The following is a 15439-nucleotide window of genomic DNA, read 5'->3' on the forward strand; positions in this document are numbered from 1 at the left end:
GTATATATATCTTTGTTTGTTAGAAGCTTGACAATTCTCTAATCAAGGAAATTATATTCCTTTTACTTTACCTACAACTTCAATTTCAACTTTAACGTCTTTAGGTAAGCGTGCAACTTCAACACAACTACGTGCTGGTTGATGTTCGCTGAAATAACTACCATATACTTCGTTTATTTGTTGAAATTCATTCATATCGGAGATAAAGATGGTTGCTTTCACAACTGAGTTTAAATCCGAACCAGCTTCTTCAAGTACTACAGACAAATTGTCTAGCACTTGTTTTGTTTGTTCTTTCACATCATCACTGACAATATTCCCTTCAGTATCTAATGGGATTTGTCCAGATGTAAATACTAAATTATTCACAACCATAGCATGTGAGTATGGTCCTAAAGCTTCTGGTGCTTTGTTAGTGTTAATCATTTTCATGATGTAAAAACTCCTTTTAAGAAAATTTAGACAAACTATTGCCAGGTTCTACTTTAAATTCCTGATTATATTCATCTACATCAGATAATTTAACTAAAGAAGTATAATCCTCAATCAATCTTTGTTTAACTTCTTTTGATTCTACAAGTACAGATACCCCTTTAACGTGTGCCTTAAACTCATTCATCAGATTCATAACGCCATTAATTGAACCCCCTGCTCTCATAAAATCATCAACGACGAGTACATTAGAATTTTCAGCTAACGTACGTTTAGAAAGTACCATCGTTTCGATTTTACGAGAGGAGCCTGATACATAGTTAATCGATACAGTAGATCCCTCAGTAACTTTATTGTCTTTTCTAATTACTACTACAGGTAAATTTAATACGTTCGCTACCGCATTGGCAAGTGATATCCCTTTTGTAGCGATTGTCACAACCGCATCAAGGTCCTCTTCCATATAAATGCTAGCAATTAATTTGCCAACTTTATTAAGTAAAGAAGGGTTTCCGACTAAATCTGATAAGAACAGATAGCCACCCGGTAATAATCGTTCTTTCTCTTGAAGTAGCTCAATAATTTCATCAATAATCTCTGACGCCTCTTCTTTGCTCATCATCGGTTTATAGGTTACACCGCCACTAGCGCCTGCTGTCGTAATAACTGTACCTAATTTTTCTTTTTGGAAAGTATTTTTAATGATTTGAACATCTTCACTAATTGAAGATTTGGCTTGTTTGAATTTTTTCACAAAAAAAGTTAAAGGTACTAACTGATTTGGATGGTTCATTAAATACTGTGTCATAAAGACGATACGTTCACTTCTTTTATACCTCATTGTTGTTCAACCCTTCTATCCTAATAATCTAACTAAATACACTTCATTACAGCAGCCATTTACAGCATTATATAATTTTTTCGCTTGGCTTTCTTTTTGTGCAAGTCCATATACGGTCGGTCCACTGCCACTCATAAGCGCGCCATCTGCACCACACTGCAACATATTATTCTTTATTTTTCTAATTTCAGGATGCATTGACATCGACACTGGTTCTAAACGATTCGATAAACTTTGGCACAACTGTTGATAATTACCGTTAACAATCGCTTGTTCACACATTTCTGTATCAACATGATGTGTGTCATCCAAATCCAACGCCTTGAATACATCTGGAGATGATATACCTAAATTAGGCTTCGCCAACACAACCCAAGCTGAAGGAGGCTTTTTTAAGAAGCGTATCTTCTCACCTCTACCTTTGCATACTGCAGTTCTGTTATAAATACAAAATGGAATATCTGTCCCAATTTGAATACCCAACTCACTCAATTCATGTAGTGATTTATCTAAATTGAACAGACGATTAATGCCACGCATTGTAGCAGCTGCATCAGCCGATCCTCCTGCTAATCCGGCAGAAACAGGAATATCTTTATCTATAGTGATGGTTACACCTGCTTTTAAATCATACGTCTCCATCATCAATTGTGCTGCACGATAAGCTAAATTTTTATGATCGTTTGGAACATAGTTATGTTCAATATCAACAACAATTTTTTTATCTTTTCTTTTTTGAAAAGACAAGCGATCATTTAAATCAACAGTCGTCATAATCATCGCAATTTCATGATATCCGTCATTTCTTTTGAAAAGTGTATCGAGCGTCAAATTTATCTTGGCTGGTGCCGTTTCATATATCATTTTTCCGCCCTCTCTTCATCAATAGTAATAAGATGATTTTAACACAAAGACTAAAAATATTTGATAGATACATGACAAATTTATGTAAAATCTTAATAAATCAATCATTTTAATCTACTAATATACGTTTTCTGATGAAATTCTATTATTTTGAAGTAAAATGATTAAGATTGGACACATTTTGTTGTCCACATTCTAAACAACTTTTATGATGCTACAAAAAAAGAGCGTTGAACTTAATAAGCCCAACACCCAATACATTTCAATTATAGAGTTGAAGTACACTAAACCACTCTATATTTATGTCTAAATTAGTGTGCAACTACTTCTTGATGATTATCTTCTTCAAATGAAACTTGTACGTTCTCTGTAAGAACATCCGTATATGTATACGAAACTCTTTCGAAATTATGCTTATCTTGGTCTAATTCAACAACAAATACTGAAGGATATGTTTCTTTTAACACACCACAACGTTCGATTGTTTTTTTACGACCACCGTTGGCTTTTAGTACAATACGATTTCCTAAGTGACAATCAATAGAATTTTTGATGTCCAAAATTGATTTTGGCATATTGCTCCACCTCGCTACAAGTTACATAATACCATATTTCGAGGTGTTTTGTCAAACAAAATTTAAATTTTATCAATGTAGTCGCGCTTTGTCAACAATTTAATTTTCTAATTCTGGGAAATTTTTCTTTTCTTCATACAATCGTGCAAAATCTTGTATTGATAGCGTTTCTCCACGTCTTTTAGGATCAATACCTGTTTGTTCAAGCCATTTTAATATACTTTCTTTATGCTGCTTTCCATCTTTAAAGAAGTTCTGATAATTGTTGTTAATTGTTTTACGTCTTTGCGCAAACGCTGCTTTAGCTAATTTAAAGAACGCTTCTTCATTATCCACGTGAACGAGTGGCGTTTCTCTTTGCATTAATTTAACCACTATGGAGTCTACATTAGGTGGTGGCATAAATACAGATTTAGGCACAGTTAACACTTTACTTGTTTCAGTATAGTACTGTGTGACAATAGATAATGAGCCATACGATTTCGTTCCTACTTGCGCATTCAAACGTTCTCCCACTTCTTTTTGCATCATCACAACATAGCCATCAATCGGAATATCTTGTTGCATTAAGTTCAGTAGAATTGGTGTTGTTATATAATATGGCAGATTAGCTACGACCATGATTTTGTCACAATCATTTAGATATGTTTCAACCGCTTTAGCAATGTCTGCTTTCAATATATCCTCGTTAATAATCGTAATATTGTCATAAGGCGCTAACGTTTCTTTTAAAACTGGTATCAGTCGTTGGTCTATTTCAAATGACATCACTTTTTTAGCACGCTTCGCTAATTGTTCTGTTAAAGACCCCATACCAGGTCCCACTTCAATCACACCTGTATGATCATCAATTTGACTCGCATCTATAATTTTATGAATGATATTAACATCTACTAAGAAGTTTTGTCCTAAACTTTTTTTAAAGTTAAATCCAAATTGATCTAACAACGCTCGCGTTCGTGAAGGTGTCGCAATATCTTTTCTCTCCACCTTTTATTCACTCTCCTTTTCCATAGATAATGCTTCGCGCACATCTGCTTCTGTATAACCAAATGCATTAAGTTTCTTCAATAATTGCTTACCGTTTGAATGTCCAATGTGTAACTTACGACCTAATATGTCTCTTCTACGACGTGCATCTTTGCCGATGATTAAACCTAAATCAATCAGCACACTTTTGTCAATTGACTCTTCCGCTTCTTCAAAAGGAGAGCTGACATGCATTAAGGCATCTCTAATATCTTGGGGATCTGCATGTTCAACGCCAATTTTACCACGCTTATTTTTAGCCTTCTCTCGATCTAAATACGCATGTTTAACGCCTGAAACATGTTCTGTAATCGTGTGTCGTATTTTATCACCTGGAAAGTCAGGGTCCGTTAATACAATCACTCCTCTTGTTTCTTGTGCATTTTGGATGACTGCTAACGTTTCTTTATTAATGGCACTACCATTTGTTTCAATCGTGTCACATTCAACAGCCGACTTTACACGTTCTGTATCATCTCTACCTTCTACGACGATAAATTCATTGATTTTCATAATAAAAATCCTTACCTTTCAAATTCATTTCACATATATTATAACTGCTCATCATATAAAAAATGAGAAAGATGCCGTGTGTCATGTTGCTAAAATCATACCATGACAGACACGGTTTAACATCTTTCTCAGACATATCATATTATTTTAATTTAAATAAACGTTCAGCATTTTCGGTAGTCTGACGACATACATCTTCATATGTCATTCCACGTAATTCAGCAATTTGTTGTGCAACTAAAGTCACACGTTCAGGTTCATTACGTTTACCTCTGTAAGGATGAGGTGAAAGATAAGGCGCATCTGTTTCAACTAATAATCTATCCATAGGTACATGTTTTGCGACCTCTTTAGGTTGCTTAGCATTCTTAAACGTAACTGGCCCACCTAAAGAAATATGGAAATTTAATTTATTAATAACCACATCTGCGATTTCAGGAGAACCACTAAAGCTATGCATAATGCCGCCTACTTCTTCAGCATGCTCTTCCATCAATATATCGACACAATCTTGCGTCGCTTCACGATTGTGAATAATAATAGGCAAGTTTACCCTTTTAGCGAGCGCAATTTGCTTTCTAAACACATCTTTTTGAACATCCGCTGGAGATTTATCCCAATGATAGTCTAATCCCATTTCTCCTATACCAATGACTTTAGGATGTTGTGCTAATTGTTCAATCCATTGTAAACGTTCATCTGTGAAATCAATAGCATCAACAGGGTGCCAACCAATAATGCCATAAATAAAATCATATTCATCTATTAATGTCATCGCACGTTCAATTGTCGGTGTATCAAAACCAACAACAAACATACGGTCAACACCTGCTTCTCTCGCACGAGAAATGACTTCAGTTAAATCTTCTGCATATTGTTCATCATTTAAATGGACATGTGTATCGATTAACATTTTATCTCTCCTCATTTTACACTTTATTACTATTTAATAACTGCACCATTTGGAATTGCACTTGGCAAGCTAACTAATGTTAAAACACCGTCTTTTTCAGCTGATAAAATCATTCCTTCAGATTTTTGGCCCATTAATTTTGCTGGTTTTAAGTTTGTAACTACTGCTACTTTTTTACCAATAATATCTTCTGGACGATAGAATTTAGCAATACCAGAAACAATTTGTCGTTGTTCTGAGCCTAAATCGATTTGAATTTTTAGTAATTTATCAGATTTTGGAACATTTTCAGCATCTGTAATAGTTGCCGCTTTAATTTCAACTTTGTCGAAATCTTTAATATCAATTTGTGCTTTACTTGGTACTTCCGCTTCTTCTTTAGATTCTTCAGATTTTGGAGGTTGCATAGATTCTTTAATATATGCTATTTCCGCATCAGTATCTAAACGTGGGAAAATTGGTGTTGGTTTCTCAGTTACCATAATAGGTTGTTTCAATGCACCGTATTGCTCAAGGCTTTCTAATTCAAACAATTCAGGTTCATTAATATTTAATTGGTTGAAGATTTCTTTAGGTGCATGTGTTAAGAATGGACGTAATAACACTGCAGCATATCGAATATTTTCAACTAAATGTGCCATAACGTTACCAAGCATATCCTTTTGAGTTTCATCTTTAGCTAATACCCATGGTGTCGTCTCATCAATATATTTATTCGTACGACTAATCAATTTCCATACCGTTGATAATGCCACAGAGAATTGGAAACTTTCCATACTTTCATTGAAGTGTTTCACTGTTTCAAGTGCCATTGCTTCCATATCTTCGTCTAACTCGTGTTTTGGTCCTTCGTAAGCAGGTAATTCACCTTGGAAGTACTTATTGATCATAGAAATCGTACGATTCACTAAGTTACCTAAATCGTTCGCTAAATCATAGTTTGTACGCTCTACAAAAGCTTCAGGTGTGAACACACCATCTGAACCAAATGGTAATTCGCGCATTAAATAGTAGCGTGTTGCATCTAAACCATAGCGGTCGATTAATACGTTTGGATCGACAACGTTACCTTTAGATTTACTCATTTTACCGTCTTTCATCAAAATCCAACCATGTGCAAATACCTTTTTAGGAAGTGGTAGGTCTAACGCCATTAATAAAATCGGCCAAATAATTGAGTGGAAACGTACAATTTCCTTTGCCATTAAATGTACATCTGCTGGCCAGTATTTTTGGAATAATGCATCGTCATCTGATAGATAACCTAATGAAGAAATATAGTTTACGAGTGCATCAATCCATACGTATACAACGTGTTTAGGATTTGATGGAACTCTAACACCCCAGTCAAATGATGTACGTGATACGGCTAAGTCTTCTAAACCTGGTTTAATAAAGTTATTAATCATTTCATTCTTTCTTGAAGGTGGTTGAATGAAATCTGGATTAGCATCATAAAACGCTAATAATTTATCTGTATATTTATTAATATTAAAGAAATAACTTTCTTCTTTAACTAATTCAACTTCATGACCAGAATCCGGGCTTTTACCCCCAACGATTTTGCCATTTTCATATACAGGTTCTACTAATTGTGACTCAGTATAGTATGTTTCATCAGGTACCGAATACCATCCTTCATACTCACCAAGGTAAATGTCACCTTGTTTCAAAAGACGCTCAAATACTTTTTCAACTACTTGTTTATGACGTTCTTCTGTCGTACGAATGAAGTCATCATTAGAGATTTCTAGTTTACTCCAAAGCTTTTTAATACCACTGATCATTTCGTCTAAATACTCTAATTCAGTTTTACCTGCTTTTTGGGCTTTTTCTTGAATTTTTTGGCCATGTTCATCTGTACCAGTAAGGTAACGAACATCATAACCTTGCATACGTTTGTAACGTGAAATCACATCACCTGCTACCGTTGAATATGCATGACCGATATGTAAATTACCACTTGGATAATAAATTGGGGTTGTAATATAAAATGTTTCTTTCGCCATCAATAGTCCTCCTCATCATTTACAAAATAATACTATATACTTACGATTTGTTTTTATACATTTTGATACTTAAACGCATCACGATATTCCTTTAATATTTAGTTATTTATCATTATAACGCATATCCATTTTCTAGTGTCGTATCCTATTAACATTACCATAAATTCATTAATTTATGGGTGATTTCTAAGATTTTCATAGCCTAATTCCCTTGAAAAAATAATCAACCGATGTGTCTAATTTTGCTACATCATTCGTTAACATTGTGGTATATGTCATAAACCTCTCCAGTTTTCATATGACGGTCTTCCGCAACTAACTTAATTGCTTTTTTAGGCTTGATCTTTTGTTCTGACATATAATGTTCAACATGTTCAGATATAGTCAATGATTCAAACCATTGTTCAGTTTCAAGAGGCTTAGCGCCCTCAATCAAAATAACAAATTCACCTTTTTGCATAATTTCATCTTGTTGAAATGCGTGTAATAAGTGTTCAACATCTTGCATGACAATTTGTTCGAACTTTTTCGTTAATTCACGACCAACTGCAACGCGTCTAGTCGCATCAATTTTCGCAATGGCTTTTAATGTTTCAACTACTCGGAAAGGAGATTCATAAATAATTAAAGTGCTGTCTTGATACATTCTTTCCTGTAATATCACGATCTTTTCTTTTTCTTTTCTAGGTAAAAAGCCTAAAAAAGTATACGTATAAGATGGTAAGCCACTTGCCATCAACGCAGTTAATCCAGCGTTAGGTCCAGGTACCGTTTCGACATGAATATCATGATTATGGGCAGCAACTACTAATTCATAACCTGGATCACTTATTAAAGGTAAACCTGCATCAGACACTAATGCAACATTGTACCCTTCATTTAATAGATCAATTAAATATGTCGTTTGTTGCGTTTTATTATGTTCATGATACGATTTTAAAGGGGTTTGAATATCATAATGATTGCAAAGCTTTTTAGTCACTCGTGTGTCTTCGCAAGCTATGAAATCAACATGATTCAAAGTTTCAATTGCCCGAAAAGTAATATCACCTAGGTTACCAATAGGCGTCCCTACTAGATATAATGTCGCCATGTTTAACGCTCCCCAATCATTTTTAATTTTTGTTGTCTTGTAAATGTTTTAATTTCATATTCTCTGCGCATGGCTTCTGATTTTGAATCAAACATTTCTTGATAAACTAACACTACCGGGCGTCTTACTTTTGTATATTTAGCACCTTTTCCTGCATTATGCGTCGCAATACGTGCTTCTACATTTGTAGTATAACCTGTATATAATGAATCATCTTTGCATTTAACAATGTATACATAATGCTTAGCCATAATATACCTCTTTCATCTCATCAGTATAGTCACCCTGGTTGTTATAGATGTAAAAAGGTGGTGCAATGGTTAACCCTTGATTACCATTCTTACGTCCCTCTACCACTATCGTAACAGCTGATTTGTCTATTTTACTATAAATAAATACTACACGTTTGGGTTCTATACTCGCGTTACGCATTTCGGTTAAGACATCCATCAACCTTTCAGCTCGATGAACCATCATGAGTCGGCCACCTTGCTTTAATAAATGACGTGCCGCCATCATGCAATCCTCTAATGTACACTTAACCTCATGTCTTGCTATTTTATGCGCTTCCTTTTGATGCTGATTGCGTTGATTCGCTTTAAAGTAGGGTGGATTACACGTAACTAATGTATACTGCGATGGTTTGAAATTTTGATACACTTCTTTTAAATCCATATGATGCATTAGCAATCGATCGTTTAAACGATTAAATTCGAAACTGCGACGCGCCATATCAACGAGCTGTTCTTGTATCTCAATACTCTCTATAGGTTGGGAGCCCTTAGCGGATAACAAGAGTGCAATCACACCATTTCCAGCACATAAATCTAGTATTTTATCATTTTTTCTAACTTCAGTAAAATGCCCCAACAATAATGCATCAGTTGAAAATGAAAACACATCGTCATTTTGAATAATTTTCAAATTTTCCTTAAATAAGTCATCAATACGCTCATTAACTTTTAACATGGTCTGTTTTCTCCTAAAAAAGAGATGTCTTTGCAACACATCAATATATTTCAAAGTGTTGAAATCCATCCCTCATCATTAACGTACGTTTTAAGCAATTACAATGTATCTTAACAACGTACCTTCAAGCCATTAGCACTAAACGTATGCCAAAGGTCTAACTATTTAACACATTCATACATAGTAAACAATCTTCACCATAGCGATGCTTACCAAATAGTTCTCCATTACAAATGTGGAAGCCTTCACTATATAATACGGCGAGATTATCCTTACTTGGTAATGGTTTCTTTACATGTTTAATTGAACTTTTATTATCTTTTTCCTTACTCACTGGTTTGTTGTCTTTTTCAACACGGCTAGCAACTTTGACCGCTTCAACGTCTTGTTCGCTCTTAGCCATTAATGATTTTAAGTTATCATTTTCAACTTGTAATGCAACATTTTCTTCAATAAGTTGGATAGATAATGCTTTCAATTCACTCATTTCTTGATTTAATTGATTAACATTACTTTCAAGTCTTACAACTTTTTCAAATAGGTCATTGCGGTTCAAAAGTAACGTGCCTCCTTAATTAAAAGCTTCTAATTCTTCCATTTTATATTCTAATGGTTGTTCTAAACCATCGATTTTAACTTGCATTGAGATGTCTAAAATATTTAATCCGATAACTTGTCCCTTACCTTCAGGTGTCACAATCTTATCACCTAAATCAGGCAATTGTGCTCTTGCTTCTTCATAGAAATCATTTTCATATTTTAAGCAACACATTAATCGACCACAAGCACCGGAAATTTTAGTTGGATTTAAAGATAAGTTTTGGTCTTTAGCCATCTTGATTGAAACCGGTTCAAAATCCCCTAAGAACGTTGCACAACATAGCGAACGTCCACATGGACCGATACCACCTAATAATTTCGCTTCATCTCGAACACCAATTTGTCTTAACTCAATACGCGTTTTTAAATTTTGAGCTAAATGTTTCACGAGTTTACGGAAATCAATGCGATCATCTGCTGTAAAATTAAAAATCACTTTTGATTTATCTAATGTATATTCGCAATTAACTAATCGCATATCCAACTGTTGTTCTTTAACTAAGTCTTTACATAACTGTAATGCATCGGTTGCATCTCTATCATTTTGATAATATGTTTCGATATCTTGATCAGTAGCAACACGTATAATTTCTTTTAAAGGTAATGTAACATCACCATCTTCAACGTCTTTAGGCGGGAACTTAACACTCCCAATTTCAATGCCACGTTTAGATTCGACAACAACCCAATCATTCACATTTACGTCTAAATCTTTAGGCGCATAATATTCCAATTTCCCAGCTTTTTGAAATTGGACACCTACGATATTTGGCATTCTAACTCACACCTTTGATTACTATTTGTTCAAATACAAGCGTCGGATTAACATTTTGCATTAATTTTTTGTGCGCTTCTGTAATTTGATCGTACATGATAATAATTTGATTTAACGATAACTGGCTCGCATATTTTTCTATGTTACCTTTTAAATCTGAGTATATAAAATGATGATCAATCCCTATTTTGGCATGCATAATATCTTCAAAAAATGCATTTACCGTTGCTAACGTTAGAGATTGTAACTTTCTGTTTTTAGCATGTTTTAATAATTCTATTATTCCTATTAACGCCATAGGTTTATTTGTTAATAATAACTCACACCAATGTAAGATTACTTTCCTAAGTGCGACTAAATCATGTTCTTCATTTAAACCTTTAGCTGTTTCGAGTTGGGTAGTATAGCTACTTAACATTTCCGCTACAGCTCTATTGATATCTTCTTCAACTAATCTATCTATAAAGTGCTGTTTATCACTTGGTTTAAAATAAACATGCTGACAACGTGAATGAATTGTATTGAGAATTTGTTCTGGCTTCGTTGATAGCAAAATGGCTATCGTATTCTCAGGAGGCTCTTCTAAAAATTTTAATATACTATTTTCCCCTTGAACAGTAAGCTTTTCAAAGTCCTCAATAATATAAACTTTATGTGTGCCTTCAATTGGTAATTGATTCATTCGATGAACCAATTGTTCAATTTGTTCTTTCTTAATTGAATTCTCCTCAGATGACACATACATGAAGTCTGGTTGGTTGAACGTTTCTACTTTCATTTCACATTGTTGATTCCCATTACATAGAATAAGTTTTGCAAATTCCATCGCGACGTGCTTCATTGATTGAGCATCATCACCTTCAAACAAATAGGCGTGCGATAGTTTATTTGAATGATACGCATTCGCTAATTTTTGTTGTTCATCCATGCTTGCTTACTCCTTATTCAACTTTATAATATAAAAAGAGGTTAGGACCAAAGCATTTAGAATTTAGGCAAACTCACTGATAAGCAACATTATGACTCAAATTTTGTCGAATCACGCTTCTCTACAACGTAACATGTTGCAAATGAGTTTACTAAACCTGCCTTTAAACACCATGCATTAGTGTCCCAGAGCATAAGCCGTTTTGTCCCAACCTCGAATATTGTATATTCATCTAAGGTGTCTTAATTTCATTTTCATTGTTTTAAAATTTATTTATTAAAATCTATGGAATGATTCGACTGGCATTACAAATACTGTAGCGCCTCCCACTTCCACTTCAACAGGATAAGGTATGTATGAATCTGCACTACCACCCATTGGTGTCATTGGTGAAACAAGTTGATCTCTATTACCACAAGTATGATCGATAACTGCTAAAATATCATCTACACGATCATCATCTACACCACATAAGAAAGTAGTGTTACCGGCTCTTAAAAATCCACCAGTCGTTGCTAATTTTGTAGCTCTAAAGTTATTTTTTACGAGTTGGTCTGAAAGTTCCTGACTATCCTGATCTTGAACGATCGCTATAATCATTTTCATCTTAAAACACCTCTTCTAGTTATTATATCATAATTATTTTAAAAAATTTAAGATTATCTCATAAGTTTCATTGACTACATCATCAATATGACGTGTCGCATCTACTACTGCGAAACGTTCAGGTGTTTCTTGAATGATTTGTCGATATCCTTCAATCACCTTCTCGTGAAACGCAATATCTTCTTTATCAAGTCGATTCTGATCTCGTTGGTTTTTGAGAATTCTATCTCTACCCACTTCAGCCGTAATGTCTAAATAAACCGTTAAATCTGGATAAAGTCCATTAATTGCAAAGTCATTTAATTGTTTCACTTCTTCAATACCTATACCCCTTGCATAACCTTGATATGCAAGAGAACTATCAATATATCTATCACATAAGACAATTTTATCATCTTTCAACGCAGGCACAACTTTTTCTACTAGATGCTCTCTTCTTGATGCAGCAAATAGCATTGCTTCCGTGCGAATATCCATATTTGCACCTTCCAATACCACCTTACGTATTTCTTCACCAGTTGGCACACCACCTGGTTCTCTAGTAGCAATTAATTGATAATCCTGTGCTAACTTTTCAGACACACGTTGCAATACAGTTGTTTTACCTGAACCCTCAGGACCCTCAAACGTTATAAATGCCGACATTTCATTCATCCTTAACTAATATTTTTTCATTTTTTATACCTTCAACTTTATCACCTTTTTGAAGGTATTCTCGCATTAATTTTATCATATTTCGGGTTATTCTTTCCCCTTTTAAACAAACAGGAATTCCCGGTGGGTACGGTATAATATGCGCTGCTAAAATGCTATGCTCAGCATGATCAATATGCATCCATGTTACCTCACCATTCTCACTAGGGAAATACTTACCTTCATCGACTGGAAGTTGAATCGACGACATTGGTTTATGTGTTGACCGTACTGGCAAGTTCAAATAAGTGATCTTGTTTAATAATGCTTCGAATGGATACGTATCATCTTCATGCCATAGTGGCAACACAAGCAACACTTGCTTATCATCAGCTAATTCAACATATATACCTAATTTTTCAAACCATGTTTGTATTTCAAACCCAGAATATCCCGGATATTGAATTAATAATTTTAAAGGATCACTCACACAGACTGTAGTTAAGCCAGTCTTATTTAATGTATCTATAAGTTGCTTTCTTTTTTCCAGAAATATGGAACTATCATAATCAACATAAAATTGGTGTGCGAGTTCAAGGCTAGCCATAACTAAATACGATGGACTTGACGTTTGAAAATACCCTAAATATCGAACTATTTCATCTTTTAACGGGGCATTTTTATGAATAAATAATATGGAACCCATCGTGAGCGCAGGCAACGTTTTATGATAAGACTGCACCACATAATCCGCACCACTTTCTAGCGCCGACTTAGGAAAATGGTCTAAGTTAAAATGGGCACCATGGGCTTCATCAACTAATACTGGGATTGCTTCACTATGTGCCCTATCAACAAATTCATTAATATCAAAACATTCACCATAATAATTTGGATATGTGACAATTGCTAACTTTTGATGATTAAACTTCATATTATGTACGTCTGGACCTAAGTATTGATCACTATCCCTACTTTTAGTCATCGCAAGTATATCCGCAGGTTGTTGTACAATATCTAAGCCGTGAAAGACGGACTTGTGAACATTACGACTAATTAAATAGTCCCCGTTTCTTTTTGAAAAGGATTGTATCACTGATAAAATACCTGATGTTGTACCATTAATTAAGAAATAGGCATTATAGTCTGGATGTTTACGACAATGCTGCATACTTTGCAATATGATATCTTCAGGGTGATGTAAATCATCTAAACCAGTAATTTCGGTCATATCCATTTTAAAGTCTAAATTTTTTATACGGCCAATTGTCCCATTTTTATGACCAGGTACGTGTAATGAAATAGCCTTTTCATTAACCAATTGAGATAATTTTTCAAAAATTGGAAGTTCCATACTATACACACTTTCTAACAGATTTAGCGCACTTGCGATAAATCATCATCGCCATTACGTTGCTCAATCCACTTCGTTTTTAATAACCCCATAACATAAGAATCTTTGTACTTCCCTTGTGTATAAAAGTGTTCTTTTAATTCACCTTCAATAGTAAAGCCTGCCTTTTTATATATGTGCACGGCTTTTTCATTATTCACATCTACATAGAGATATACTTTATTCAAGTTCAAGACTAAAAAGGCATAATCAATCGCCATTTTAAATGCTTTTTTAGCATATCCTTTATTACCATATTGACTGTCTATAATAATTTGAATTTCACAATTTCTATGTACAAAATTGATTTCTACTAGCTCTACTACACCAATAGATGTTTGGTTATCTTCAATAATAAATCGTCTTTCTGATTCATCTAAAATGTGTTTTTGATACAACGTTTTTAATTCACTTAATGACTCATATGGCTCTTCAAACCAATAAGACATAATCGTATATTCATTATTTAGATGATGTACAAATTGTAAATCTGTTTCTTCTAATGCTCTAATTATCATTTTTAGCACTCCTTTAATTACAGTTTATGCAAGTAAATTAATGAAGTAAAGCAACTCAATTATTTTATTTGTCGAATATTTTATTTCAGAATATAAAGCTGAAATTTAAGGTCTTTTAATTTTAAGCATAAAAAAAGAGACCTTTCGATCTCGATATCAGCTCATCACATCCATACGATTTGCCTGGCAACGTCCTACTCTAGCGGAACGTAAATCGGCTACCATCGCCGCTAAGAACCTTACTTTACTTCGAGACAAGCGCTCGCATCTTTCTTCCTTTTCTAAAATTGCTTGCTCTTTTAGCTCTACTAAACTCGCTTCTCAATTTTCTCAACTCATCAGCTTCAAACGTTTTCTCTTCGTAAAGCCATTATACATATATCATTAAACCTTCGGTTTGATTTTTTAAGCATAAAAAAAGAGACCTTACGGTCTCGATATCGGCTCATCGCATCCATACGATTTGCCTGGCAACGTCCTACTCTAGCGGAACGTAAATCAGCTACCATCGTCGCTAAGAACCTTACTTTACTTCGAGGCAAGCGCTCGCATCTTTCTTCCTTTTCTAAAATTGCTTGCTCTTTTAGCTCTACTAAATTCGCTTCTCAATTTTCTCAACTCATCAGCTTCAAACGCTTTCTCTTCGTAAAGCCATTATACATATATATCATTAAACCTTCGGTTTGATTTTTTAAGCATAAAAAAAGAGACCTTACGGTCTCGATAACGGCTCATCGCATCCATACGA

At 34.4% G+C, this 15439-nt stretch carries 18 protein-coding genes; all 18 read right to left on the bottom strand.

Features of this window, described 5'->3' with window-relative positions; genetic code table 11:
- Positions 1–51 precede the first annotated feature (51 nt).
- On the bottom strand, positions 52–432 hold the full coding sequence (locus JVV30_RS11070) for a RidA family protein (protein ID WP_053031315.1): 381 nt from the start codon (positions 430–432) through the stop codon (positions 52–54).
- A 16-nt stretch (positions 433–448) separates the two neighbouring features.
- Positions 449–1273 (bottom strand): pur operon repressor, encoded by an 825-nt coding sequence (gene purR, locus JVV30_RS11075; RefSeq protein ID WP_053031313.1) that lies wholly within the window; start codon positions 1271–1273, stop codon positions 449–451.
- 15 nt (positions 1274–1288) lie between these two features.
- The gene (ispE, locus tag JVV30_RS11080; RefSeq protein WP_053031311.1) at positions 1289–2137 is read right to left on the bottom strand and encodes a 4-(cytidine 5'-diphospho)-2-C-methyl-D-erythritol kinase; all 849 of its coding nucleotides are present in this window, start codon (positions 2135–2137) and stop codon (positions 1289–1291) included.
- Positions 2138–2448: 311 nt separating this feature from the next.
- Positions 2449–2712 (bottom strand): biofilm formation stimulator Veg, encoded by a 264-nt coding sequence (gene veg, locus JVV30_RS11085; RefSeq protein WP_011276767.1) that lies wholly within the window; start codon positions 2710–2712, stop codon positions 2449–2451.
- A 99-nt stretch (positions 2713–2811) separates the two neighbouring features.
- On the bottom strand, positions 2812–3702 hold the full coding sequence (gene rsmA, locus JVV30_RS11090; RefSeq protein WP_070854572.1) for a 16S rRNA (adenine(1518)-N(6)/adenine(1519)-N(6))-dimethyltransferase RsmA: 891 nt from the start codon (positions 3700–3702) through the stop codon (positions 2812–2814).
- Positions 3703–3705: 3 nt separating this feature from the next.
- The gene (gene rnmV / locus JVV30_RS11095) at positions 3706–4254 is read right to left on the bottom strand and encodes a ribonuclease M5 (protein ID WP_053031307.1); all 549 of its coding nucleotides are present in this window, start codon (positions 4252–4254) and stop codon (positions 3706–3708) included.
- Between the two features lie 142 nt (positions 4255–4396).
- The gene (locus JVV30_RS11100; protein WP_053031305.1) at positions 4397–5167 is read right to left on the bottom strand and encodes a TatD family hydrolase; all 771 of its coding nucleotides are present in this window, start codon (positions 5165–5167) and stop codon (positions 4397–4399) included.
- 29 nt (positions 5168–5196) lie between these two features.
- Positions 5197–7176: a methionine--tRNA ligase gene (gene metG, locus JVV30_RS11105; RefSeq protein ID WP_053031303.1), complete on the bottom strand. Its 1980-nt coding sequence runs from the start codon at positions 7174–7176 to the stop codon at positions 5197–5199.
- 250 nt (positions 7177–7426) lie between these two features.
- On the bottom strand, positions 7427–8269 hold the full coding sequence (gene rsmI / locus JVV30_RS11110; protein WP_053031301.1) for a 16S rRNA (cytidine(1402)-2'-O)-methyltransferase: 843 nt from the start codon (positions 8267–8269) through the stop codon (positions 7427–7429).
- Between the two features lie 2 nt (positions 8270–8271).
- Positions 8272–8520, bottom strand: coding sequence for a GIY-YIG nuclease family protein (locus JVV30_RS11115; protein WP_053031299.1), 249 nt, complete (start codon positions 8518–8520; stop codon positions 8272–8274).
- Positions 8513–9238, bottom strand: coding sequence for a tRNA1(Val) (adenine(37)-N6)-methyltransferase (locus JVV30_RS11120; RefSeq protein ID WP_070854570.1), 726 nt, complete (start codon positions 9236–9238; stop codon positions 8513–8515). Before JVV30_RS11120 ends, JVV30_RS11115 begins: the two co-directional genes overlap by 8 nt.
- 157 nt (positions 9239–9395) lie before the next feature.
- A complete protein-coding gene (gene yabA / locus JVV30_RS11125; RefSeq protein ID WP_053031294.1) occupies positions 9396–9794 on the bottom strand; it encodes a DNA replication initiation control protein YabA in 399 nt (132 codons plus the stop codon).
- Between the two features lie 15 nt (positions 9795–9809).
- Complete coding sequence (locus tag JVV30_RS11130) at positions 9810–10613, bottom strand: PSP1 domain-containing protein (RefSeq protein WP_053031292.1); 804 nt, start codon at positions 10611–10613, stop codon at positions 9810–9812.
- A gap of 1 nt (position 10614) precedes the next feature.
- Positions 10615–11541: a DNA polymerase III subunit delta' C-terminal domain-containing protein gene (locus JVV30_RS11135; protein WP_204194247.1), complete on the bottom strand. Its 927-nt coding sequence runs from the start codon at positions 11539–11541 to the stop codon at positions 10615–10617.
- A gap of 276 nt (positions 11542–11817) precedes the next feature.
- Positions 11818–12147 carry a cyclic-di-AMP receptor gene (locus tag JVV30_RS11140; RefSeq protein WP_070854568.1) on the bottom strand — a complete coding sequence of 110 codons (330 nt, stop codon included), beginning with the start codon at positions 12145–12147 and terminating at the stop codon, positions 11818–11820.
- A gap of 33 nt (positions 12148–12180) precedes the next feature.
- A complete protein-coding gene (gene tmk / locus JVV30_RS11145) occupies positions 12181–12792 on the bottom strand; it encodes a dTMP kinase (protein WP_070854567.1) in 612 nt (203 codons plus the stop codon).
- A gap of 1 nt (position 12793) precedes the next feature.
- Positions 12794–14134 (bottom strand): aminotransferase class I/II-fold pyridoxal phosphate-dependent enzyme, encoded by a 1341-nt coding sequence (locus JVV30_RS11150; RefSeq protein WP_070854566.1) that lies wholly within the window; start codon positions 14132–14134, stop codon positions 12794–12796.
- Between the two features lie 23 nt (positions 14135–14157).
- Positions 14158–14691: a GNAT family N-acetyltransferase gene (locus tag JVV30_RS11155; RefSeq protein ID WP_053031283.1), complete on the bottom strand. Its 534-nt coding sequence runs from the start codon at positions 14689–14691 to the stop codon at positions 14158–14160.
- Between the last annotated feature and the right edge of the window lie 748 nt (positions 14692–15439).

Origin of the sequence: Staphylococcus sp. GDY8P47P, from assembly GCF_016892225.1 — a bacterium.
Lineage (GTDB): Bacteria > Bacillota > Bacilli > Staphylococcales > Staphylococcaceae > Staphylococcus > Staphylococcus borealis.